Origin of the sequence: Pandoraea sp. SD6-2 (assembly GCF_000389825.1) — a bacterium.
Lineage (GTDB): Bacteria > Pseudomonadota > Gammaproteobacteria > Burkholderiales > Burkholderiaceae > Pandoraea > Pandoraea communis.
Genome location: NZ_KB944454.1, coordinates 780,747 through 804,815, shown reverse-complemented (window position 1 = coordinate 804,815; position 24,069 = coordinate 780,747). Strand labels below are relative to the sequence as shown.

The 24,069-nt window shown below is 64.6% G+C and carries 24 protein-coding genes; 6 read left to right on the top strand and 18 right to left on the bottom strand.

Going from position 1 to position 24,069, the window contains the following annotated elements:
* The 4 genes from C266_RS20050 to C266_RS20035 are packed head-to-tail and all read left to right on the top strand — an operon-like array spanning position 1 to position 3,969.
* Positions 1-921 carry an ABC transporter permease subunit gene (locus C266_RS20050; RefSeq protein WP_010805561.1) on the top strand — a complete coding sequence of 307 codons (921 nt, stop codon included), beginning with the start codon at positions 1-3 and terminating at the stop codon, positions 919-921.
* The gene (locus tag C266_RS20045) at positions 918-1,922 is read left to right on the top strand and encodes an ABC transporter ATP-binding protein (protein ID WP_010805560.1); all 1,005 of its coding nucleotides are present in this window, start codon (positions 918-920) and stop codon (positions 1,920-1,922) included. The genes C266_RS20050 and C266_RS20045 overlap by 4 nt, the downstream gene beginning before the upstream one ends.
* Positions 1,919-2,971, top strand: a complete 1,053-nt coding sequence (locus C266_RS20040; RefSeq protein WP_010805559.1) for a peptide ABC transporter ATP-binding protein — start codon at positions 1,919-1,921, stop codon at positions 2,969-2,971. The genes C266_RS20045 and C266_RS20040 overlap by 4 nt, the downstream gene beginning before the upstream one ends.
* Before the next feature lie 5 nt (positions 2,972-2,976).
* Complete coding sequence (locus C266_RS20035; protein WP_010805558.1) at positions 2,977-3,969, top strand: TraB/GumN family protein; 993 nt, start codon at positions 2,977-2,979, stop codon at positions 3,967-3,969.
* Between the two features lie 51 nt (positions 3,970-4,020).
* Here C266_RS20035 and ureG read toward each other — a convergent pair whose 3' ends face one another.
* The 18 genes from ureG to urtA all read right to left on the bottom strand — a co-directional run bounded on the left by ureG (position 4,021) and on the right by urtA (position 21,139).
* On the bottom strand, positions 4,021-4,659 hold the full coding sequence (ureG, locus tag C266_RS20030; RefSeq protein WP_010805557.1) for an urease accessory protein UreG: 639 nt from the start codon (positions 4,657-4,659) through the stop codon (positions 4,021-4,023).
* Positions 4,660-4,739: 80 nt separating this feature from the next.
* Positions 4,740-5,465 (bottom strand): urease accessory protein UreF, encoded by a 726-nt coding sequence (locus tag C266_RS20025; RefSeq protein WP_010805556.1) that lies wholly within the window; start codon positions 5,463-5,465, stop codon positions 4,740-4,742.
* Positions 5,434-6,192, bottom strand: coding sequence for an urease accessory protein UreE (gene ureE / locus C266_RS20020; protein ID WP_081636368.1), 759 nt, complete (start codon positions 6,190-6,192; stop codon positions 5,434-5,436). The genes C266_RS20025 and ureE overlap by 32 nt, the downstream gene beginning before the upstream one ends.
* Before the next feature lie 57 nt (positions 6,193-6,249).
* Positions 6,250-7,950 (bottom strand): urease subunit alpha, encoded by a 1,701-nt coding sequence (gene ureC / locus C266_RS20015; protein ID WP_010805554.1) that lies wholly within the window; start codon positions 7,948-7,950, stop codon positions 6,250-6,252.
* Entirely contained in the window at positions 7,947-8,252 is a 306-nt protein-coding gene (locus C266_RS20010; protein WP_010805553.1) for an urease subunit beta, read from the bottom strand. The genes ureC and C266_RS20010 overlap by 4 nt, the downstream gene beginning before the upstream one ends.
* Positions 8,253-8,281: 29 nt before the next feature.
* A complete protein-coding gene (locus C266_RS20005) occupies positions 8,282-8,965 on the bottom strand; it encodes a HupE/UreJ family protein (protein WP_010805552.1) in 684 nt (227 codons plus the stop codon).
* Between the two features lie 176 nt (positions 8,966-9,141).
* On the bottom strand, positions 9,142-9,444 hold the full coding sequence (locus C266_RS20000) for an urease subunit gamma (RefSeq protein ID WP_010805551.1): 303 nt from the start codon (positions 9,442-9,444) through the stop codon (positions 9,142-9,144).
* A gap of 161 nt (positions 9,445-9,605) precedes the next feature.
* The gene (locus tag C266_RS19995; protein ID WP_010805550.1) at positions 9,606-10,328 is read right to left on the bottom strand and encodes an amino acid ABC transporter ATP-binding protein; all 723 of its coding nucleotides are present in this window, start codon (positions 10,326-10,328) and stop codon (positions 9,606-9,608) included.
* Entirely contained in the window at positions 10,315-10,965 is a 651-nt protein-coding gene (locus C266_RS19990) for an amino acid ABC transporter permease (RefSeq protein WP_010805549.1), read from the bottom strand. The genes C266_RS19995 and C266_RS19990 overlap by 14 nt, the downstream gene beginning before the upstream one ends.
* Positions 10,962-11,648, bottom strand: a complete 687-nt coding sequence (locus tag C266_RS19985) for an amino acid ABC transporter permease (protein WP_010805548.1) — start codon at positions 11,646-11,648, stop codon at positions 10,962-10,964. The genes C266_RS19990 and C266_RS19985 overlap by 4 nt, the downstream gene beginning before the upstream one ends.
* A gap of 52 nt (positions 11,649-11,700) precedes the next feature.
* Positions 11,701-12,471 carry a transporter substrate-binding domain-containing protein gene (locus C266_RS19980; RefSeq protein ID WP_036663892.1) on the bottom strand — a complete coding sequence of 257 codons (771 nt, stop codon included), beginning with the start codon at positions 12,469-12,471 and terminating at the stop codon, positions 11,701-11,703.
* A gap of 393 nt (positions 12,472-12,864) precedes the next feature.
* Complete coding sequence (locus C266_RS19975; RefSeq protein WP_144265875.1) at positions 12,865-13,983, bottom strand: glycosyltransferase; 1,119 nt, start codon at positions 13,981-13,983, stop codon at positions 12,865-12,867.
* 557 nt (positions 13,984-14,540) lie between these two features.
* A complete protein-coding gene (locus C266_RS19970) occupies positions 14,541-15,392 on the bottom strand; it encodes an urease accessory protein UreD (protein ID WP_010805545.1) in 852 nt (283 codons plus the stop codon).
* A gap of 77 nt (positions 15,393-15,469) precedes the next feature.
* A complete protein-coding gene (gene urtE / locus C266_RS19965; protein ID WP_010805544.1) occupies positions 15,470-16,171 on the bottom strand; it encodes an urea ABC transporter ATP-binding subunit UrtE in 702 nt (233 codons plus the stop codon).
* Positions 16,172-16,173: 2 nt separating this feature from the next.
* Entirely contained in the window at positions 16,174-17,037 is an 864-nt protein-coding gene (gene urtD, locus C266_RS19960; protein WP_036663885.1) for an urea ABC transporter ATP-binding protein UrtD, read from the bottom strand.
* Between the two features lie 8 nt (positions 17,038-17,045).
* A complete protein-coding gene (urtC, locus tag C266_RS19955; RefSeq protein ID WP_010805542.1) occupies positions 17,046-18,248 on the bottom strand; it encodes an urea ABC transporter permease subunit UrtC in 1,203 nt (400 codons plus the stop codon).
* Positions 18,249-19,880: an urea ABC transporter permease subunit UrtB gene (urtB, locus tag C266_RS19950; RefSeq protein WP_010805541.1), complete on the bottom strand. Its 1,632-nt coding sequence runs from the start codon at positions 19,878-19,880 to the stop codon at positions 18,249-18,251.
* Between the two features lie 62 nt (positions 19,881-19,942).
* Positions 19,943-21,139: an urea ABC transporter substrate-binding protein gene (urtA, locus tag C266_RS19945; RefSeq protein ID WP_370855812.1), complete on the bottom strand. Its 1,197-nt coding sequence runs from the start codon at positions 21,137-21,139 to the stop codon at positions 19,943-19,945.
* A gap of 545 nt (positions 21,140-21,684) precedes the next feature.
* On the opposite strand from urtA, the gene C266_RS19940 reads away from it, so the two are divergent.
* Both C266_RS19940 and C266_RS19935 read left to right on the top strand, forming a co-directional pair.
* Entirely contained in the window at positions 21,685-22,977 is a 1,293-nt protein-coding gene (locus C266_RS19940) for an MFS transporter (protein ID WP_010805539.1), read from the top strand.
* 21 nt (positions 22,978-22,998) lie between these two features.
* A complete protein-coding gene (locus tag C266_RS19935; RefSeq protein WP_051126468.1) occupies positions 22,999-23,985 on the top strand; it encodes a GlxA family transcriptional regulator in 987 nt (328 codons plus the stop codon).
* Positions 23,986-24,069: the final 84 nt, after the last annotated feature.

Below are 24,069 nucleotides of genomic sequence, written 5' to 3'. Positions count from 1 at the left end.
ATGAGTGACATGCCTGCTACGCTGCCGCCTCCCGCCGCCGTGACGGCCACGCCTCGCGCGCATCTGGTCCGGGAGTTTCTGCGCAGCTTTACCGCTAACCGTGGCGCGACGGCTGCGGCCATCGTGCTGTTGCTGATGTTCGCGGCGGCAATTTTTGCGCCGCTGATCGCGCCGCACAGTCCCATCGAGCAATACCGCGATTTCGTGAAGGTTCCGCCGGCATGGTTCGAAGGCGGCAACGCCCGGTTCCTGCTCGGGACGGACGAGGCCGGGCGCGACATTCTTTCGCGCCTGATTTTCGGTGCGCGGTTGTCGTTCTGGATCGGCTTGTCGTCGGTGGTGCTTTCGCTGATTCCGGGCATCCTGCTCGGTTTGCTCGCGGCGTTTTTCCCGCGTTGGCTCGATACGCCGATCATGCGCTTGATGGACATGATGATGGCGCTGCCGTCGCTGCTGCTGGCCGTGGCCGTCGTGGCCGTGATCGGTCCGGGGCTCGCCAACACCACCATCGCCATTGCCATCGTGACGTTACCTGCCTACGTGCGTCTGACGCGTGCGGCGGCCATCGGCGAGCTGCAGCGCGAGTATGTCGTGGCTTCGCGCATGGCCGGTGCGGGCACGCTGCGGCTGATGTTCTCGACGGTGCTGCCGAACTGTTCGGCGCCGCTCATCGTGCAGGCCACGCTGAGCTTCTCGGTGGCCATTCTCGATGCGGCGGCGCTCGGCTTTCTCGGCCTGGGCGTGCAACCGCCGCTCGCGGAGTGGGGCTCGATGCTCGCGTCAGCCCGCGACTATATGGAAAGTGCCTGGTGGATTGTCACGCTGCCGGGACTTGCGATCGTCATTTCGGTGCTCGCGATCAATCTGGTCGGCGACGGCCTGCGCGATGCACTCGACCCCAAACTGAAGCGAATCGCATGAGTCTGCTCTCCATTCGAAACCTATCGGTCGACTTCGACGGCGCGCGTGCCGTCGACGCCATCGACCTGAACGTCGGCCAGGGCGAGATTCTCGGCGTGGTCGGCGAATCCGGCTCGGGCAAGAGCGTGACGATGCTCGCGCTCATGGGACTCATCGATGCGCCCGGCCGTGTGCGTGCCGACGAAGTGCGCTTTGACGGACGCGACTTGCTGGGTGCGTCGGCGCGCGAGCGGCGAAGCATCGTCGGGCGCGACGTGTCGATGATCTTTCAGGACGCGCTCACGAGTCTGAATCCGAGCTACACCGTCGGCTACCAGATCGGCGAAGTGCTGCGCCGTCACATGGGACTGCGCGGCAAGGCGTTGAAGGATCGCATCGTCGAACTGCTGGAGCAGGTCGAGATTCCCGATGCGGCCAACCGGCTCGGCGCCTATCCGCATCAACTGTCCGGCGGGATGAACCAGCGCGTGATGATCGCCATGGCGATTGCCTGCCGTCCGAAGCTGCTGATTGCCGACGAGCCGACGACCGCGCTCGACGTCACGATTCAGGCGCAGATCATGGCCCTGCTGCTGCAATTGCAGAAGGATTACGGCATGGCGCTGGTGCTGATTTCGCACGACCTTGCCGTGGTGGCGGAGGTCGCGCACCGGGTGGCTGTCATGTATGCGGGGCAGGTGATCGAAGTCCAGCAGGTGCCGGCGCTGTTCGACGCGCCGCATCATCCGTACACGGAAGCCTTGCTTTCGGCCATTCCCGAGCACAACCGGGGCGTGCGCCGTCTGCGCACGCTGCCGGGGGTGGTGCCGGGCCGGGACGACCGTCCCGTGGGCTGTCTGCTCTCGCCGCGTTGTCCGTACGCCGACGACCATTGCCGCACCGTGCCGCCCGCGCTCGAGCCCTATACCGGGCCGCAGGCCATCGGTTCGCCGCTGGTGCGGTGCTTCAAGCCGCTGCCGCATGTGGCGGCAGGCGCACAGACGACAGGAGGGGCGCAATGAGTGAGACCGTTTTCGCGACGCCTCCGGGGGCTCCCGAGGGACCTGTGCCCAACGACAGCGGCAGCGGCCGCGACGGCGGCCCGTTGGTGTTGGCCGCGCAGGAGCTGACGCGCTTCTACACGGTGAACCGCGGATTGATGCGCGCACAGGCCACCGTCAAGGCATTGAATGGCGTGTCGTTCACGCTGGCTGCGGGCCGCACGTTGGCGGTGGTTGGCGAATCGGGGTGCGGCAAATCGACGCTGGCCCGGGTGTTGACGTTGATCGAACCCCCGACGTCCGGCAGCCTCGCCATCGATGCGATCGAGACTACGGGGGCGTCGGCGGGAGCGCTGGCGCCGCTGCGCACGCGCATTCAGATGGTGTTCCAGAACCCATACGCCTCGCTCAATCCTCGTAAGACCGTGGGGCAGGCGCTCGACGAGCCATTGGCTATCAATACCTCGCTCAGCCGTGCGGAGCGGGGCGAGAAGATTGCCGAGATGATGCGCACGGTCGGGCTGCGCCCGGAGCATGTGGCGCGATATCCGCACATGTTCTCGGGGGGGCAGCGGCAGCGGGTGGCGATTGCCCGGGCGATGATCATGTCGCCGGCCATTGTGGTGGCCGACGAGCCCGTTTCGGCCCTGGATGTCTCAATTCAGGCACAGATCCTGAATCTTTTCATGGATTTGCAGGACCGATACGCGACGAGTTACGTGTTCGTGTCGCATAATCTCGCGGTGGTCGAGCATGTGGCCGACGACGTCATGGTGATGTACCTTGGCCGCGCGGTCGAACACGGTCCCAAGGCCGCCGTGTTCGGCAAGCCGCTGCATCCGTACACCAAGGCACTGATGTCGGCGACGCCGGCGATCAAGCCGTCCGAGCGGCGCGTGAAGATTCCGCTGATCGGCGAGCTGCCATCGCCGTTGCGGCCGCCGCCGGGGTGTGCGTTTGCGCCGCGCTGTCCGTATGCCATCGACCGTTGCCGCGGGGAAGTGCCGCAATTGCGCAAGCTCGAAGGACGTCTGGTGGCGTGCCATCGGGTTGAAGACATTGAGGGATAACGAGATTGGGTGGACCACCACGCGCGACGCAGGTGCGCCGGGGCGTTGCATTGACCGGTTGGCTGCTCGGCTGCCTGCTGATGACGCTCGCCGTCACGTTGGACGCCGCGTCGAGCGTGACGCCGGTGGCCATGACGCCGCGCACGCTGCCGCTGGTGGTGCCCGAGCCCGGCGAGGCGCCGCCGGGCGCCAATCTCCCGTTCTACGAAGCCCGCAAGGGCGACATGACCATCTACGTGATGGGCACCCTGCACGTCGGCAAGCCCGACGACTATCCGTTCCGCAAAGTGGTGGTCGATGCGTTGCGCGTGTCGGCGGTGGTGGCGTTCGAGCTGTCGCCCGACGATCTGACGATGTCGCAGGACGATGTCCAGAAGTACGGCATGTGCTCGCGCGCCTGTTTGCCGAAGATGATTCCGGCGCCGTTATGGCGTAAGTTGCGCGACCGCCTGAAAAACAATCCGGCGATGCTTGCCGAGATTCGTCATATGCGTCCGTGGCTGGCGGCGCTGCTCGTCGAGACATTGGATTCGATGGGGGCCGACCTGCAAACGGAGTACGGCACCGAGAACCAGTTGGAGAACATCTATCGCGGGCGTATCGTCGGCCTCGAGTCGCTTGCGGAACAAATGGACGCCTTCACCGGGCTGACGGCAGCCCAGCAGAACGAGCTGCTGGCGCAGGAACTGGTGCTCACGCCCAAGACGGCGACGGCACAGGTGGAGGAGTTGCATCGCCTGTGGCGCGCGGGAGATGCCGAACTGGTATTCGACTGGTCGCAGGGCAAGTCTGCGCAAGTGCGCCGCAACGTGGCGCTGGCCGACGCCATCGACGAGCGCATTCTGTACTCGCGCAACCGGCGTTTTCTGGCGCGCATGCTGTTCCTGGCAGACTCGGGCAAGCCGGTCTTCGTCGCTATCGGCACACTCCACCTCGGTGGTCCGCATGGCGTGCTGCAACTGCTGCGCGAGCACGGGTTTTCGGTCGCGCAACGGTAATCTGATGCGCGCTTCGGAAAGGCGGGCGACCCGGCGGCGTCGCACACCACTTCAAGCCAGCATTCCCCGCGCCTCGATAAAACTGATGATCTCCTGAAGGCCTTTGCCTTCCTTCATGTTCCCCATGACGAAAGGGCGCATGCCGCGCATCTTTTGCGTATCCGAGCGCATGACGTCGAGCGACGCGCCGACGTAGGGGGCGAGATCGGTCTTGTTGATAACGAGGAGGTCCGACTTGGTGATGCCCGGCCCCCCCTTGCGTGGAATCTTCTCGCCACCCGCGACATCGATGACGTAGATCGTGAGATCCGACAGCTCCGGGCTGAATGTGGCGGCGAGGTTGTCGCCGCCCGATTCGATGAAAACTACATCAGCGTCGGGAAAGCGTTCGAGCATGCGCTCGACGGCTTCCAGATTGATCGAGGCGTCTTCGCGGATGGCCGTATGCGGGCAGCCGCCCGTCTCGACGCCAAGAATACGTTCGGGCTCAAGCGCACCGGCCACCGTCAGCAGGCGCTGATCTTCCTTCGTGTAGATGTCGTTGGTGATGACGACGAGATCGTAGCGCTCGCGCATGGCTTTGCAGAGCATCTCGGTCAGGGTGGTTTTACCGGAGCCGACCGGGCCTCCGATGCCGACACGCAGCGGCGGATTCTTCTTGGTACGACGGGCGTTGGCAGAAGTCGTCATGGCGAATGTCGTGGGTGGCGGGGAAAAGGTGAACAGGGAAAAGGGCGAAAAAGCAAAAAGGAGACGCGACGTATCGCGTCTCACGAACGGAACAGGCGCGAATACTGTGTCTCGTGACGCGACGCGAGAATGGCGAGCGCCGGAGAAAACGTATTGATCTCGTCGTCAGGCAGCGATGCTGCCCGGCGGGCCGCTTCGACCACGCGAGGGCGCAGCGCGACAATCACGCGTTGCGCCGCGAGTTGTCCGAGCGGAACCGCCTTGAGCGCACCGGCCACCTGGTTCTCCAGCCAACTGAACGCGTAAGCGACCAGCGTGTCGGCCAGCGGGGCGCCATGGGTCAACGCCGCAAAGGCGAACGCCGTCGCCAACGCCATCGGGCGCAGCGCGGCCAGGTGCTCCCGCTGCGCAGGCTCGCCCCATTCGAGCGCGAGCGCGAGTTGCGTGAGCGACCAGCCCATCTGCTCGGTCTCCGCGCGTAATTCGGCGGCCTCGCGCGTGGCGAGCAGCCAGTCGTTTACGCGGGTGAGCGACGCGATGTCGTTCGCTTGCCAGTGACGCCACTGCCGGGCGAGCAGTGCCATCTCTCCCGTCGTGAAAACGCCATCGAGCTGACTGGCGATCCAGCGCTCGGCACTCGGGGCGTCGTGAACGATGCCGTGCTCGACCGCGGCTTCAAGGCCCTGTGAATAGCTGAAGGCGCCAATGGGCAGCGCCGGCGAGGCGAGATGAAGCAGCGCCGCGAGCGATTGCAGCGACGCGGTGGCAACCGGTTCAGTGAGAGGGCTGGCCAGACTTGCCGTCATCGGTCGGACTCACAGGGAAAGCCTCGCCGCCAGCAGTACTACCGGCCGGCGTATGGGAATGGTCGTGCCCGCAATCGGGGCCATGTACATGATCCGGCATGTGATCGTGACTGCACCCCGGGCCATGAACGTGACCATGATCGTCACCGTGCGAATGAGCATGCGAGTGCCCATGACTATGGTCATGCTCGTGGTCGTGATCGTGCGAATGTCCGTGATGCTCGTGGAACACCTGCTGAGCGATCGCAAAGTCTTCGGCAAAAGTCGCATCGTGACCGTGCTTGTGTCCGCCGCCATAGGCGCCCGCTTCGGGCTCGAACGGCATCAGGGCTTCGGCCACGTCCACGTCGAGTCGCAGCAGCATGTCGCGCAGCACCGGATCGAATTCGAGCTTGAGATAGCCGTCGCCGACTTCCACCGGGGTATGCCGGTTGCCCAGGTGGTACGCCGCGCGGGCGAGCGCGAGCGCCGTGGCCGCCGTGACGAGCAACACCGTCTCGGCGGCGGCTTCCACCCGAATGAGGCCACCGTCGTCGGCCACGAGCACGTCGCCGCCGCGCAACACGGTGCCGCGTGGCAGGAACAGGGCGACGTCTTCGCCGGTTTCCAGCGTGGCGCGCAGACGGCTCTTGCTGCGGGCGTCGAACGGCAACACGAGCGCCGGGGCACGGCGCGCGAGCGGCGCAGCGATACGTCCGGCTTCCAGGCGTTTCTCTGCACGACGCAGCGTCGACGACGGCACGTTCTGCGCAGAGGCGGGTGATTCGGAATCTTGCGGCATGGATCAGAAAAGGAAGTAGCGTTGCGCCATCGGCAGCACGGTCGCCGGCTCGCACGTCAGCAACTGACCATCCGCGATGACCTGATAGGTCTCGGGGTCGACGCTGATGTGCGGCAACCAGTCGTTGTTGATCATGTTGGCCTTGGTCACCTGCCGGATATTGCGCACCGGCACGATGCGCTTGGTCAGCCCGTAACGGCCAGCCACATCGCCATCGTACGCCGCCTGCGACACGAACGTGAGGCACGTGCGCGCCATCGCCCCGGCGCGTGCGCCGAACATCTCGCGGTAGTGCACCGGCTGGGGTGTCGGGATCGACGCGTTCGGGTCGCCCATGAGCGCCGTCGTAATCATGCCGCCCTTGAGAATCAGCGTCGGCTTCACGCCGAAGAATGCCGGTTCCCACAACACCAGATCGGCCCATTTGCCCACTTCGACCGAGCCGATTTCGTGGGCCATGCCGTGCGTGATCGCGGGGTTGATCGTGTACTTCGCGACGTAACGTTTGACGCGGAAGTTATCGGCCTGCGCCGTATCGGTACCCAGCGCACCGCGCTGCACCTTCATCTTGTGGGCGGTCTGCCACGTGCGCATGACGACTTCGCCCACGCGCCCCATCGCCTGCGAGTCCGAGGAGATCATCGACAGCGCGCCCAGATCATGCAGGATGTCCTCGGCGGCAATCGTCTCGCGCCGGATGCGCGATTCGGCGAAGGCGATGTCTTCCGCAATGGCCGGATCGAGGTGATGACAGACCATCAACATGTCGAGATGCTCGTCGAGCGTGTTGATGGTGTACGGGCGCGTCGGATTCGTGGACGAGGGCAGGACATTGGGCTCGCCGCACACTTTCAGGATGTCCGGTGCGTGTCCGCCCCCGGCGCCTTCGGTGTGATACGTGTGGATCGTACGGCCATTGATTGCCGCGACGGTCGCCTCGACGAAGCCGCCTTCGTTGAGCGTGTCGGTGTGAATCGCGACCTGGGTGTCGGTCGCGTCGGCAACCGACAGGCAGGCGTCGATGGCGGCGGGCGTGGAGCCCCAGTCCTCGTGCAGTTTCAGACCGATGGCGCCGGCTTCGATCTGTTCGAGCAACGGGGCGGGTTGGCTGACATTGCCCTTGCCGAGAAAGCCGAGATTGATCGGCCAGCCGTCGGCGGCTTGCAGCATGCGTTCCATGTGCCACGGCCCGGGCGTGCAGGTGGTGGCGTTCGTGCCGGTGGCGGGGCCGGTGCCGCCGCCGAGCAGCGTGGTCACACCGGACGAGAGTGCCTCCTCGATCTGCTGCGGGCAGATGAAGTGGATGTGCGAGTCGATGCCGCCGGCCGTGACGATCATCCCCTCGCCAGCGATCACTTCCGTCGCACCGCCCAGCGCAATGGTCACGCCGGGCTGGATATCCGGGTTGCCGGCTTTGCCGATGCCCCAGATGCGGCCGTCCTTGAGCCCGATGTCGGCTTTGACGATGCCCCAGTGATCGATGATGACGGCGTTGGTAATGACGGTGTCGACCACATCGGCGCGTGTGCGCTGCGATTGACCCATGCCGTCGCGAATGACCTTGCCGCCGCCGAACTTCACCTCTTCGCCGTAGGTCGTGTAATCGCGCTCGATCTCGATGATGAGTTCGGTGTCCGCCAGTCGCAGGCGGTCACCTGTCGTCGGACCGAACATTTCCGCATAAGCGCGGCGTGAAATCTTCATAGCGCCCCCATGACGCGACCGGCGAAACCGAACACGCGGCGATCTCCCGCCAACGCGACGAGTTCGACGGTACGTTGCTGCCCCGGCTCGAAGCGCACTGCCGTGCCGGCGGCAATATTCAGACGAAAGCCACGCGCCGCTTCGCGGTCGAATTGCAGCGCATCGTTGACTTCATAAAAGTGGAAGTGTGAACCGATCTGGATCGGGCGGTCGCCAGTGTTGGCGACGGTCACGCTGAGGGTCGGGCGACCTTCGTTGAGCGTGATCTCACCCGAGGCGGGCAACAGTTCTCCGGGAATCATGAGCGTCTCCGAAAAGGCGTGACTGCGACTCAGGCCGCTGCGGCGAGCAGCGATACGCCGTACGCCAGCACGCCCGCTCCCAGCAAGCGCGGTACCCATGCCGTGCGACGGCGCAGCGCAACGCCCGCCGCGATACCGATGCCGTGCAGCATGCCGGTCGCGATCAGGAAGCCTGCCATGTAGTGCATTGCGCTCGCCTCAGCCGGCAGTTCGGCGCCGTGAGCGAAACCGTGGAAGATCGCGAACGCGCCCACGATGGCTGCCCCTGCCCAGCCCGGCAGCTTCGCACGCGTGGCGAGCATTAGTCCGAGCACGAGCAGCGAGACGGCGATCATCGGCTCGACACCGGGCAGCGCGAACCAGTGCGACATGCCGAGCAGTCCGCCTGCGGCGAGCATGGCGACGAACGCGACCGGGGCAAGCCAGACGCGCTTGGACGTCAGCGAACTCCACAGGCCGACAACGATCATGGCGCAAAGGTGATCTGCCCCGGTCAGCGGATGCAGAAAGCCGGCGGCGAAGCTGCTCGCGGCGTCGTGCCCCGGATGACCGGGGTGCGCGAGCGCGACGCCTGACGCGGCAAGCAGAGCGAGGCCAGTCGCCGCGCGCGCGAGGTGGCGATGCGCGTGACGGGGGGAATGCGCGGAAGCGCTCAGCGAAGTGGCGGACACTTCGCCGGCGTCATGGGCATTGAGGGAGCGGTCCACTGACATGAGACGTCCTTAGGATGTTGTTATCGACGACGGAGAAACAGGGTACGAAGGGGTACGAAGGGGTACGAAGGGGTACGAAGGGGTACGAAGGGGTACGAAGCGACACCGGACACCGGATCGCACACGAGTGCGAATGCAACGAGGGGCGTGCCGGCAGGGACTCGCATTGGCGCATCTCAGGGAATCGGGTGATGCACGGTGACGAGCTTGGTGCCATCCGGAAAGGTGGCTTCGACCTGAATGTCCGGGATCATCTCGGGCACGCCGTCCATGACGTCCTCGCGCGTGAGCAGCGTGGTGCCGTAGTGCATCAGATCGGCCACGGTGCGTCCGTCTCGTGCGGCTTCCATGAGGGCGGCGCTGATGAAGGCCACGGCCTCCGGATAGTTGAGCTTCAGGCCGCGCGCACGCCGGCGTTCGGCGAGCAGGGCGGCGGTGAAGATGAGCAGCTTGTCTTTTTCGCGCGGAGTGAGCTTCATCGTGACGAAGAAATTTCAATGCCAAGGGTTCAGTGGGATGACGCCGCTGCCGCACATCATAGGCGCGCGCTCACGTCTGCGCCACTGGGTTTTGCGGTCGAGCCGGTACGCACCAGATTTGTGCGGCGCGCGGGCGCGGGCGGCGTCATGCTTCGGTGTTCTCATTGACAGATGAACCGCTGCAACTCCGGCGTCGCCGGCTGTGTGAAGAGCTGCTCCGGTTCGCCCGACTCCCATATCTTGCCCTGATGCATGAACACCACGCGATCCGAGACGTGACGGGCGAAGCGCATCTCGTGCGTGACGAGAATCAGCGTCATGCCCTCGGCGGCGAGGTCTTCGAGCACCTTGAGCACTTCGGCCACCAGTTCGGGATCGAGCGCCGAGGTGATCTCGTCACACAGCAGCACCGCAGGGTTCATGGCGAGCGAGCGCGCAATCGCCACGCGTTGCTGCTGCCCCCCCGAGAGTTGCGACGGGTAGCTGTCGAACTTGTCGGCCAGCCCCACTTTGGCGAGCATGGTGCGGGCGACTTCGCGCGCGTCGGCACTTGAGGTCTTTTTCACGACCTTCTGCGCGAGCATCACGTTCTCACCGGCCGACAGATGCGGAAACAGGTTGTACTGCTGGAACACCATGCCGACCTTCAGGCGCAGGGCGCGCAGGTCGGTGTCGCGTGCGCCGACGTGCACACCGTCGACGGCGACGCTGCCCGCGTCGAACCGCTCAAGGCCGTTGAGCGTGCGCAGCAACGTGCTCTTGCCCGAGCCGCTCTTGCCGATGATCGATACCACCTGACCCCGCTCGACGTCCATGTCGATGCCCTTGAGCACCGGGTTCTCGCCGAAGCGCTTTTGCATGCCCCTGACTTCAATGAGCGACATGGAGTTTCCTTTCAAGATGACGCGCCCACAGCGACAGCGGATAGCAGGCAGCGAAGTAGAGCAGAGCGACGAGGCCGTACACGGTGAATGGCTGGAAGGTCGCATTGGTCAGCATGGTGCCGGTCTTGGTCAGTTCGTCGAAGCCGATGATCGACGCGAGCGCCGTGCTCTTGACCACCTGCACCGAGAAGCCGACCGTGGGCGCGATGGCGATGCGCAGCGCCTGCGGCAGGATGACGTGACGCAGTTGCTCGCCGTAGCGCATGGCGAGGCTCGACGACGCTTCCCACTGACCGTGCGGAATCGCGTCGACGCAGCCGCGCCAGATTTCCGTCAGGTAGGCGCTTGTGTAGAGCGTGAGGCAGACGGCTGCGGCTACCCACGGCGAAACGTCCAGGCCGAGCAACGGCAGGCCGAAGAACACCAGAAACAGCTGCATGAGCAGCGGCGTGCCCTGAAAGATTTCGATGTACAGCGCTACGGCATTCGCCGCCCATTGCACGCGTCCGACGCGCACCACGAGCAGCATCAACGCCACCAGCCCGCCGAAGACGAAGGCGATGGCCGAGAGCGCGAGCGTCCAGCGTCCGGCCAGCAGCAGGCCGTACAACATGTCCCACGTGGAGAACTCGGTCATCGTGCACCTCCCCTGACCTTGACCGTGCCGCGAAAGAGGCGGCGCGCGCAGCGCATCAATACGCGGCGCAGCGCAATCGCGAGCACGAGATACAGCGCGGTGACGATCAGATAGCTCTCGAACGCCCGGAAGGTGCGCGACTGCACGAAGTTGGCGGCGTACGACAGATCGGGTACGGAGATTTGCGAGACGACAGCCGAACCGAGCATCACGATCACGATCTGGCTGGCGAGCGCCGGAAACACCTTGGCGAACGCCTGCGGCAGGATCACGTGACGCAGGATCTGGCCGCGCGTCATGGCGAGCGACAACCCGGCTTCGGATAGCCCGCGCGGCACGGCACGCATGCCCGCGCGAATGATCTCGGTGGCGTACGCGCCGAGGTTTACGCTCATGGCGACGATGGCGGCAGTCGTCTCGTCGATATGAATGCCGAGGCTGGGCAGCCCGAAGAAGATGAAAAAGAGCTGCACGATGAACGGCGTGTTGCGGATCAGTTCGACGTACACACCCGCGACGGCCTTGAGCCACGTTGGCCCTTCCTCGCGGGTGACGGCGCACAGCGCACCGACGACCACGCCCACGACCGTGGACACGGCCGTGAGGGCAACCGTCAGTGCGGCGCCGCGCACGAAGAGCATCAGGTATTGCCGCAGATCGGCAAAGTCGAGGACGTAATGCATGTGAAGCCGGTGATGAGTCTCGGGGTGAGGCGGGCCGGAAAGCGCGTGCAGATCAGAGGTCGGCCGGCAGCGGCATGCCGAGCCACTTCTGCGAGATCTTGCCGAGCGAGCCGTCCTTCTTCGACGCCGTGAGGATGTCGTTGACCTTGGCGAGCAGTCGCGGCTGGTTCTTGTTCAGGCCGACGAAGCAGGGCGAATTCTTGATCAGGAATTTCGGCTCCGGCAGCTTGGGCGGATGCTTGGCGAGAATCGCGGCGGCCACGACGTTGCCCGTGGCGACCAGTTGCACCTGACCCGAGAGGAAGGCCGAGATCGTGCCGTTGTTGTCTTCGAAGCGTTTGATCGTAACGTCGGCCGGCGCGATCTTCGACAGTTCAAGGTCTTCGACGGCGCCGCGCGTCACACCGATGGTCTTGCCCGAGAGGTCGGCAGGCTTGGTCACCACCAGATCCTTCGGTCCGAAGACGCCGTTGTAGAACGGCGCGTACGCTTCCGAGAAGTCGATGACCTTCTCGCGCTCGGCGTTCTTGCCGAGGCTGGAGATCACGAGGTCGGCTTTGTTCGTCGTGAGGTAGGGCACGCGATTGGCGCTCGTCACGGGAACCAGTTCGAGCTTCACGCCCATGCCCTTGGCGAGCAGGGCAGCCGTGTCGATGTCATAGCCGGCCGGTTTCATGTCCGGGCCGATGGAGCCGAACGGCGGGAAGTCCTGCGGCACGGCCACGCGCAGGGTGCCGCGCTTGACGATGTCGTCAAGTTCGTCGGCGTGTGCGGCGCGCGGCATCGCCACCGTGAAGGCAGCGATCGCGCTGGCGGCGAGCATCAACGTGGTGAAGGCGCGGCGGGCACGGGCACGCGCGCCGAGCGTAGCGGTAACGGCTTCATGAGAGACGGCGGTACGGGTGAACGGCAGCATGACGGCAACCTCGGGTATCGGGGGCGAAGTATTCCGGCAACAGGAGTGTTCCGGCGGCCGGATCATCTGGTCTGACCGGTCGATACAGTGAGGTAGCAGGAATCGTGCCCGAGGGTGTCACGCTGAGATAACTGTGGCAGGGCGTGGCTGCTGCGCCGTGCGCCGGGGATCTGAGCGGACGCCGAGTCGAAGCGGGGGCCTCTTGTTGGTGCAATCCAGCAGTGGGTACGCAAGCATTCCCTGTATTGGTGCATTCGATCATTTTGTGCGGCCGACGATCGGCCGGCGCGCGCTCAGGCGTCAGGGGGTGGGAGGACGCGTGGCGTTCTGCGCACTCCAGATACCGCTTTCGCTGCGTTTGACTGTCACGGACGAAACCTGACCGTAGGGCGTAAGGACGCATCGAACGTTGTCGGGGCCTCTCGGGGCGACCCGGAACGTGAATCCTTCGGCTCGGACGAAGCCGTCGCCTCGCTCGTCGAGCCGTACACCGTCGGCGTTCGGTTGCGGTAATCCTTCGGGCTCTTCCACGGCGAGATGTTCGAAAGGGGAGACGGCTTTCGTCATATCCCAACTGTGATCGGAACCCGAACGGAAGGCGCATGCGGTGACGTCATGGTTGGCGAACGGAACGTGACGCTTGATTCCCGCCGGAAGCGGGCCGGACGATTTCTCTTTGTTCGCATGCAATTCGTAAAGCTGCGCCGACCTCGGATCGTGTTCGATCAAGACGTCGGTCAAAACGCCGGGGCCGCACATGCGATTTATCTCGTAGTACGGGATGGAATCCTCGAATGCGAATTGCGGCTTGTAGTGCCCCTTTTCCATTCGGACATAGCGCTGGTAATTGGCGCCGCAGCGGTCGATGACCTCAAGCAGCAACTCGTTTCCTGCGCGCGCCGCGAATGGGCAACTGGGGAAGAAGATGCCCTCACCGTGTTTGGGTGACAAGGAGTAGGGCATCTGATGAAGGATCTCGTCGGGGACTGCATTCAGCCGTTGGAAATCGATGGGTGTCAGTAATTCGTCGTCGGCGTCGAAGTACACACCGCCGGTGCGGTACACGGCTGGATAGCGCAGGGTGTCAGAGGCCATGGCGAATTTCCCGGCGGCCATGCAACGCTCGTAAAAGGCATAGGTGTCGCCGTGCGCTATCGAAAAGGCCTTGCCAAACGCACTGTCTCTCACCCGTACCAGTGTTACGTTCGGACATTGGCGTAACGCGCATCCGGCGTCGAAACCGCTGCGCGTGGCGAGCGCTTCAAGCTCGATATCCCGCGTCTCGCTGTCGATATAGAGAAGCAGCGTCGCGTCCGGATTCAACCGGGCCACGTGCAGCATATTGTTGTAATTCGCGCCGCTGATTCGGTTCCCGCCGACCCAGATGTAACTAACGATGTTCGGCACCGGCTCGCGCATGGCTTCGTCGAGACGGAAGACTTTCGCGGTTGAGGCGACCGGGGGCGGGCCAAGGTCGGGAGCGTGTCCCCAATCGACGAAGTTGTCGCCGAAGGCCTCGGGGATGTCGTTGTCGCCGGCGGCCTCTCCGAACGGCGCAGGTGTTGCGCGCGTCTGGATGGCGTGCGGGTGTGCGCCAGTCGTCACGCCGAACACGCTTTGATAATGAGGTACCTGTCTTGTCGTGCTGAAGTCCTGCGCGAAGCGATACGGCCGGCCTCTGAAGGCGTCCGCATGGGTCGCAAGAGAGGAGATGGACGAGCCGGCGCTAACTCCGCTAGCCGATGACGACGTGCTGCAACTCGATTTCACGAGACACTCCCCTTTTCGGAACGATGCGATGCGCGCGCCGGAAACCGGCGGACGTGCATCGAATTCTTGCCGAGTGCAGGGTAAGCGCAGAAGATACCGGGGCGTTTTGGGAGGTGTCCTCGGACATGGCGCAAAGATACCGCCCTATGCGGATCGCATTCGATCGATGTGCACGCGGCGTAGCGTGGATGCGCGCGACATCGCCATCACGTCGACCACAGGCGCAACGGTTCGGCGGGCACGCCATGGACCAACGGGCGCAGCCTGAGCCAATGCGAGATCAGCAACTGCCGCACCGTCTCCATGTCGTGACCGAGCACGCGCAGCACGAGCACATTGCCGGGCAAGCACGTGACGCCTGCGCGCAGGTCGTCGTTGAACGGCAGACATTGCGCGAGCGATTCGGCCAGCTCTCGCGTGCACGCGTCGCTCACCGCCCACAGCGCGGCGAAGACCGGGAATCCCGCGAGACCGGTGGTGCCCGTTCGTTGCGCGTCGCCGGCGCCGAGCACGGCTTGTTCGGCCCACAGCAGGCGATCTTTCGCGTCGCGCAGTTCGAAGTTCGAACGCCAGCGGCCTTGCGTCCACTGTTCCCCGGCGGCCTGACGGCCGAGCAAGGTGGCGTCCCAACCGATCACGGTCGCGCCGTCGCCAAGCCGCACGGTGATGCGCTGGCGGGCGTCGGCCTGCTCGAACACGATGTTCTCGAGCGGCAGCCAATCGAGCTTCGCGCCATCGTGCACGGTAAGGGTGACCTCCTGCGTGCCGAAGCGGCCCGGCGACTTGTACCACTTGGTCGCGCCGGGTGTGGTGAGCACCGCGTGCGCGCTGTCACCGACATCGACGTCGATGGACAGCGTGTCGCCGCCCGCAATGCCGCCGGGCGGATGCACGACTACGGCATGACATATGCCCGGGCCTTCCGGATGAAGGGATTTCTGGACGACGAGCGGGCCTTGATGGCGACGCGTGGCGAGCACCGTGCGCGCCTCGTGTCGCGCGAAGCCCAGTGTCAGCTCGGCATGCCAGCCGGTGGGGGACGCGTGCAGGGAATTCATGAAAGAGGGTAGGCCGTGGATGCCGTGAATCTAGCACGCGGCGGGCATGTGCGGCAGTACAGCGCGCCGGGCGCGCGTCACACCGCCACCATGTGCCGCACGCCGTCGGCCTCCATGTCCTTGCCGAGTCCGCTTGCCACAATGGCGCCGCGACTCATCACGCGATAGTGATCGGCGAGTTCGAGCGCGAAGTCGTAATACTGTTCGACAAGCAGCACCGTCATGCCGCGCTCGTCGACCAGCCGGCGCAACGTCGCGCCGATGTCCTTGATGATGGACGGTTGAATGCCTTCGGTCGGCTCGTCGAGAATCAGCAATTGCGGATCGCTCATGAGGGCGCGGCCGATGGCGAGTTGCTGCTGCTGCCCGCCGGACAGATCGCCGCCACGACGCTGCTTCATGTCGCGTAGCACCGGGAAGAGTTCGTAGATGTGTTCGGGCACACCGCGTTTGGCCTCGCGAGCGGGGCGGCTCGCCGCACCGATCAGCAGATTCTCTTCGACGCTCAACCGGGGGAAGATATCGCGCCCCTGCGGCACGTAGGCGAGTCCGCTTGCCACGCGTGCATACGGTGGCGCGGAGGTGAGCGTATGGCCGCGCCACGCGATACTGCCGGACTTCACGGGCACCACGCCCATGAGGCATTTGAGCAGCGTCGTTTTGCCAACGCCGTTGCGCCCGAGCAGCACGGTGAGTTGCGCGTCGGGCACGGTGAACTCCACGTTGCGCAGGATGTGGCTGCCGCTGTAGTACTGATTGAGTGCGTGAATTTCCAGCATGGTCAGCGTCCCAGATACGATTCGATCACGCGTTCGTCGCGCTGCACGACATCGAGCGTGCCTTCGGCGAGCACCCGCCCTTCGGCCATCACGGTGACGAGACCTGTCTCGCCCGCGAGCGCGGCAACGAACGCCATGTCGTGCTCGACCACCATCATCGAGCAATGACCGCGCAGGCGGTTGAGTAACTCGGCGAGCTGCGCGGTCTCTTCATCGGTCATGCCGGCGGCGGGTTCGTCGAGCAGCAGAAGTTGCGGCTGCTGCATGAGCAACATGCCGATCTCCAGCCGCTGCTTCTGCCCGTGCGACAACTGCCCTGCGCGCACATGCGCCTGATGTTCCAGATGCGTGAGTGCGAGCACTTCTTCGATGCGATGACGGATGGCCGGCGTGAGCATGGCCCACAGCGAGCGGAACCAGCGCTTGTCGCCCGCACAGGCAAGTTCGAGGTTTTCCCACACGCTGTGGTGCTCGAACACCGTCGGCTTCTGAAATTTGCGGCCAACGCCAGCCTGCGCAATGGCAGGCTCGTCGAGCCGCGTGAGGTCGAGTGTCTGACCGAGGTACGCGCGTCCGGCGTCGGGGCGGGTCTTGCCGGTAATGACGTCCATCATGGTCGTCTTGCCCGCGCCGTTCGGGCCGATGATGCAGCGCAGCTCGTCGGTCTTGATCGACAGCGACAGGTCGTTCAGGGCACGAAAGCCGTCGAACGATACGGAGATGTTCTCCACATACAAGATGAGGCCGTGCGAGGTATCGATCTCGCCCGGCACCACGAAGTGCGACATGCCGGTGGTGTCGCCGCTGACGTTCACGGCGACGGAGGCATCGGGCGCGTCTGCGAGTTGCCAACTGATATCGGCCATGTAATTGTTCATGCGCGGTCTCCGGTAACGGGGCGCGGCGCATCGCCCTCGGCGGCGGCGGGGGCGTGTCGATTGCGTTTGCGTGAGAATTGTGTGACGAGCCCCATCACGCCCTGCGGCAACAGCAGTGGCACGAGCACGAACATCGCGCCGAGGAAGAACAGCCAGTACTCGGCAAAGTACGCGGTGAAGAAGCTCTTCGCGCCATTGACGAGGAACGCCCCGGCAATCGCGCCGACGAGCGAGCCGCGTCCGCCGATAGCCACCCAGATCGCCATCTCGATCGAGTTGACCGGCGCCATCTCGCTCGGGTTGATGATGCCGACCTGCGGCACGTAGAGCGCGCCTGCGATACCGCACAGCATGGCGGACAGCGTCCACACGAAGAGCTTGTAGCTCAGCGGCCGGTAACCGAGGAACATGGCGCGCGACTCGCCGTCGCGAATGGCGGTGACCACGCGGCCGAACTTCGACACGACCAGCGCACGGCACAGCAGGAAGGCCCCGACCAGCACCGCGAACGTCACGAGAAAGAGCACCGTACGTGTGTTCGCCGAAGTGATCGAGTAGCCCAGAATGCGCTTGAAGTCGGTGAAGCCGTTGTTGCCGCCGAAGCCCGTCTCGTTGCGATAGAAGAGCAGCATGGCCGCGAACGTGAGCGCCTGCGTAATGATCGACAGATACACCCCCTTCACGCGCGAACGGAAGGCCAGATAGCCGAAGATCCATGCGACCACGCCGGGCAACGCCACGACGAGAAACATCGCCCAGGCGAAGTGTTCGGTGCCGGTCCAGTACCAGGGCAGCGACTTCCAGTCGAGAAACACCATGAAGTCCGGCAGGTCACTGTGATACACGCCATCGCGGCCGATGCCGCGCATCAGGTACATGCCCATCGCATAGCCGCCCAGCGCGAAGAACAGACCGTGGCCGAGGCTGAGAATGCCGCAGTAGCCCCACACCAGATCGAGCGCGAGCGCGGCAATCGCGTAACACATGATCTTGCCGACGAGCGTCATGGCGTAGGCCGACAGATGCAACGGATGCGTGGCGGGCAGCACCAGCGCGCACACCGGCACCAGAATCGCCACGGCGATCACGAACGCGAGCAGCAAGGGCGCAACGTGCTTCGGCAGGAGGCGGGCGCGCGAGGGCACATCCAGCGAGATCGAAGGTGTGGTGCCTTCAGGCAAAAAGTTCGACGTCTGCATTCAGGCCTCCGCGCTGCGCCCTTTGAGCGCAAACATGCCCTGCGGGCGTTTCTGGATGAACAGCACGATCAGGATCAGCACGGCGATCTTGGCGAGCACGGCGCCCCACATCGGTTCGAGCAGCTTGTTGGCGATGCCCAGACCGAACGCGCCGACGATCGTCCCCGCGAGTTGTCCCACGCCGCCCAGCACCACGGCCATGAACGAGTCGATGATGTAGCTCTGACCGAGATCGGGCCCGACGTTGCCGATTTGCGAGAGTGCACATCCGCCCAGCCCGGCAATGCCCGCACCGAACGCGAAGGCGTAGCTGTCGACACGGCCCGTCTTGACACCGACGCAGGCGGCCATCGAGCGGTTTTGCGTCACGGCGCGAATGAACAGACCGAGACGCGTGAGATTGAGCACCGACCATGTGAGCGCCACGACCACCAGCGCGAATATCAGAATCACGATGCGGTTGTACGGCAGCATCAGGTTGGGCAAGACCGCGATACCGCCGCTCATCCACGACGGATTGACCACTTCGACGTTCTGCGCGCCGAACAGTGTGCGCACGCCCTGAATCAGCAGCAGGCTGATGCCGAAGGTCGTGAGCAGGGTTTCGAGCGGCCGTCCGTACAGATGCTTGATGACGGTGCGCTCCAGCGCGAGGCCGAGAAGTGCCGCAACGAAGAACGCGGCGGGCACGGCCGCAACGAGATAGAAATCGAACGCGCCGGGCAGAAAGCGCTGGAAGAGCGTTTGCACCACGTAGGTGGCATACGCCCCGATCATCAAAAATTCGCCGTGCGCCATATTGATGACGCCGATCAGGCCATACGTGATGGCCAGCCCCAGCGCGGCGAGCAGCAACACGCTGCCGAGCGACAGGCCCGCGAATATAGTGCCGAAGAACTCGCTGCGGCGCTGCGCGGAGGCCAGTTGCGTGAGCGCGATGTCGGCAGCGCTGCGCACGTTGGCGTCGGGTTCGGCGTAAGTGCCGTCCGCTTGCTTGGCGACGATGGGCAACAGCAGATCGCGCATCTGCGGGTCGCCTGCGGTGGCGATCAACTCGATGGCCTCGCGGCGCTTCGCGGGATCGGTATCGTGCAACGCCGATTGCGCCCAGAGCTGATCGAGGCGTTTGCGCAGCGCCGGGTCGGTTTCCTTCTGGCGTGCTTGCTCGATGAGTGTCTTGAACGCGGGCGACGGATTTTGCAGCATCGTGTCGATGGCATGCGCGCGGGCGTCGTGATCCGTTGAGAGCAGAGCGCCGGCCGCAGCGGCGGTGGCGACCTTGGCGCGCAGCACGTTGTTGAGCGTGAGCGATCCGGCGTCGTCTGCCTTGACGGGGGCGCCGGTGATCGGATCGACGTACTTGTCGCCGTTCTGAATCGCGAGGCGATTGCCCACGATCACGGCCGAGTCGTCGGCCAATGCATTGAGCAGCGCGGCAGCCTGCGGTGAACCGTCGGCCGCGAGATGATCGATGGCTTGCGCGCGGGCGTCGAAGTCGTCGCCGGCGAGCGCGGTGAGGTCGGCGTCGGTGATGCCCGGTTGGGCAGCCCGGGCCGTGGAGGGCGTGCTCAGCGCGGCGCCCAGTGATATCAGGACAAGGGCGGCAGCAGTCCAGCGTCTTATCGTTATCATCAAAACCTCTGCGTGCGCCGGAGACCGTCCACGCGGCGCCGGCGCAAGGAGTGAAAGGAAGGTCAGACTTTGTCGGGCTTGCCTTCATTACCCGCGATGTACGGGCTCCACGGCTGCGCGCGCACCGTCGACTTGGTCTTCCACACGACGTTGAACTGACCGTCCGGGCGGATCTCGCCGATCATCACCGGCTTGTGCAGGTGGTGGTTGCCGTCCATCACCATGTCGAAGCCGTCCGGCGACTTGAAGGTCTGGCCGATCATGGCGGTGCGCACTTTGTCGACATCGACGCTGCCGGCCTTTTCGACGGCCTGTTTCCACATATGCATGCCGACAAAGGTGGCTTCCATCGGATCGTTCGTGACGCGCTTGTCGCCGCCCGGCAGACCCTTCGCCTTGACGTAGGAGAACCACTCCTTCTTGAACGCGTCGTTGGTCGGGTTCTTCACCGACATGAAGTAGTTCCAGGCCGCGAGGTGTCCCACGAGCGGCTTCGCATCGATGCCGCGCAGTTCCTCTTCGCCTACCGAGAACGCCACGACCGGCACGTCGGTGGCCTTCAGGCCCTGGTTGCCGAGTTCCTTGTAGAACGGCACGTTCGAGTCGCCGTTGATGGTCGAGATGACCGAGGTCTTGCCGCCTTGTGCGAACTGTTTGATGTTGGCGACGATGGTCTGGTAATCGCTGTGGCCGAACGGCGTGTAGACCTCTTGAATGTCCTTGTCGGCGACGCCCTTCGAATGCAGGAAGGCGCGCAGGATCTTGTTCGTCGTGCGCGGGTAGACGTAGTCGGTGCCCAGCAGGAAGAAGCGCTTGGCGCCGCCGCCTTCCTTGCTCATCACGTATTCCACGGCAGGGATCGCTTGCTGGTTCGGCGCGGCGCCCGTGTAGAAGACGTTCTTCGACATCTCTTCACCTTCGTACTGCACGGGGTAGAAGAGCAGGCCGTTGAGTTCTTCGAAGACGGGCAACACCGACTTGCGCGACACCGACGTCCAGCAGCCGAACACGGCGGCGACCTTGTCAGTGGTGAGCAATTGGCGGGCTTTTTCCGCGAAGAGCGGCCAGTTCGAGGCCGGGTCGACGACGACGGCTTCGAGCGGACGGCCCATCACGCCGCCTTTGGCGTTGATGTCGGCGATGGTCATGAGCGCGACATCCTTGAGCGACGTTTCCGAGATGGCCATCGTGCCCGAGAGGGAGTGCAGGATGCCGACCTTGATGGGCTGCTTGCTCTGCGCAAACAAGTTGGGCGCCATGCCGGTAAGCGATACGGCGCCCGAGAGGGCCGCCATCTGGAGTAGCGTGCGTCGTTTCATGGTACGTCTTCCCCTTTCCTGGTTAGACCGGTGGATCCGGTATGGGGTGACTTACGCAAAGGTCGTGCCAGCGGCGAGGCGTCAACGGGGTTCGGTGCTCTCGAAGGGTTTACAAAAAGGCCGCTGCGAGACGTCGACTGGTGTACAAGTCGAACCCTCATCTGGTGTACAAGGCGGCGAAACGGGGTTGGGAGGGGTTGGGACGACGCGTGACGTATGTGCCGGCGTTCGTCTCGGGCATCCGCCTTTCGGCTGATGGGCGAAGGATGGGCGAAGCACGTTGGTGCGGCGACGCGCAGAGTTGGTGCGCACCGAATTGGCGCGAATGACGACGCGAGCGTCCATTGCAACGCCGAGGTGCCCGGTCGGCTTCACGGCAGCCAGTCCATGGCGTTGATGGCGCGAAGTGGCATTTTTTGATGCATGATTGGCATTCGTGCCAAACCGGCCGACGGCAAGATTAGGGCTCCCGACGACTTCCCGACTTGTTCGACATCACACTCATGACCGATGCCATTGCCGGGCGCACCGCGCCCCCCTCCGATCCCGGCCACGCCGAACGCCAGCGCCGTATGGGCCGCCGATATGCCGCCGTGCTGGCGGCGTGTCAGGCGCTGTATACGGCCGCGTTGTCCGTCGACCTCACCTTGACGGGACTCGTCGGCTACATGCTGGCGTCCGACAAGGGCTATGCGACGCTGCCGTTCTCGCTGATTACCGTGGCCTCGGCCATTACGACGATCTTCGCGTCGATGCTGATCCAGCGTTTCGGCCAGCGGGCGGGCTTCACGCTGGGGGCATTGTTCGGCACGGCGGGCGGGCTGGTGTCGGTCATGGCGATCTACGAGCGGCACTTCGCGATGTTCTGTGCGGGCACGGCGTGCGTCGGGGTGTTTCAGGCGTTTGCGCGTTATTACCGGCTGGCGGCGGCGGACGTCGTGCCCGTCGAGGACAAGCCGCGTGCGATTTCCATCGTACTCACGGGCGGCGTGCTGGCGGCGGTGATCGGACCTGCGCTCGCGGCGGGCAGCAAGGACTGGCTCGCGCCGGTGACGTTCGCAGGATCGTATCTGGTGGTCACGCTGCTCTCCGGCATTTCGCTGTTGCTGCTTGTCGGCTTCCTGCGCAATTTGCCGGTGCACACGGCGAGCGGTGCCGCGGGCGACGTGGCGGCGTTACCGGCCCGTCCGCTGGGCGAGATCATGCGTCAGCCTATTTATATGGCGGCATTGGCCAATAACCTGATCGGCTTCATGGTGATGATGTTCGTGATGACGGCGACACCGATTGCGGCGGTGGCTTGTGGACACAGCATCGACGATGGGGCTCGCATCATCGAGTGGCATCTGGTGGGCATGTATGCGCCGTCGTTCTTTGCGGGGCACCTCGTCAAGCGCTGGGGCGTGGTGCCCGTGCTGCTGGCCGGTATTGCGATGAGCGCACTTTGCGGTGTGCTGGCGCTGATGTCGACGAGTCTGCCGTACTTCTACGCTGCGCTGGCGTTCCTCGGCGTGGGCTGGAACTTCATGTTCGTGGGGGGCACGACGTTGCTCACCTTGTCGTATCGCCCGTCGGAGCGTGCGCGTGCGCAGGCCGCGAACGAATTCATCACCTTCGCCGGCACGGCCCTCGCCAGTCTGTTCGCAGGGCAACTGCTTGCCCGCTTCGGCTGGGCCACCATCAATCAGGCGACCTTCCCGCTGCTGGCGCTCGCTGCGCTGGCGACCGTGTGGTATGCGCTCGATGCGAAACGCCGTCCGGTGCAAGCCCCCGCCTGACGCTCTTCTTTGCCCATGACCATGAATCAGCCCCGTCTCGTTGCCTTTCTCATCGTGCCGCCGTTCGTGCTGCTGGATCTTGCCGGGCCGCTCGACGCGTTTCACGCTGTCATCCGCAATGTCGCCGAGTCGGGAAAGATGGCGCCGTATAGCACCGTGGTGGTGTCCGAGCACGGGGGGCCCGTGGAGACCGGCTCGGGGGTCACGTTGCATACGGAGCCGATGCGCGCACTTGAAGCGATGCAGGTCGACACGTTGATCGCGGTGGGTGGTGCGGTGGCGCATCGTCCGGCGGTGCCCGATGCGGTGGGCGAGTGGCTGCGCGGCTATGCCCCGCGTGTGAGACGCGTGTGTTCGGTGTGTGTGGGGGCGTTCATTCTGGGGGCGGCCGGGTTGTTGAACGGCCGGCGCGCGACAACGCACTGGTTGGATACGGCGATGTTGCAGACATGTTTCCCGGAGGCACGGGTCGAGTCCGATCCGATTTACGTACGCGACGAACCGGTGTGGACGTCGGCCGGGATCACGGCGGGCATCGACCTCGGGTTGGCGCTGGTCGAGGACGACTGCGGTGTGGACGTGGCGTTGCAGGCGGCGCGCCGGCTCGTGGTGTTCCTCAAGCGAGCGGGCGGGCAATCGCAGTTCAGTCCGCCGTTGCAGGAGCAAGTGGCCGCCGGGGCGCCGTTCGGGGATCTGCACGCGTGGATGGCGGAGCGGCTGGACGGCGACCTGTCGGTGGTGCGTCTGGCGGAGCAGGCGAACATGAGTCCGCGCACGTTTGCCAGAAGCTACCTCGCGCGCACGGGATCGACTCCGGCGAAGGCGGTCGAGCGCATGCGTCTGGAAGCGGCGCGTTTCGCGTTGCTCGACTCGGAGGCGCCACTCAAGCGCATTGCCGCGCGCGTAGGCTTCGGCGACGAACAAAACCTGCGCCGCGCGTTTCAACGTCAGTACGGTGTGACGCCGGTGGCGTATCGGGAGCGGTTCGGGATGGGGGACGGGGGGTAAGCGTGGTGCCCGGCACGTTATTGGACACTGGCAAAGGTGACGCGGTGACTGTCTGGGCAACCGTATTTCGGAATCTGCCGATTT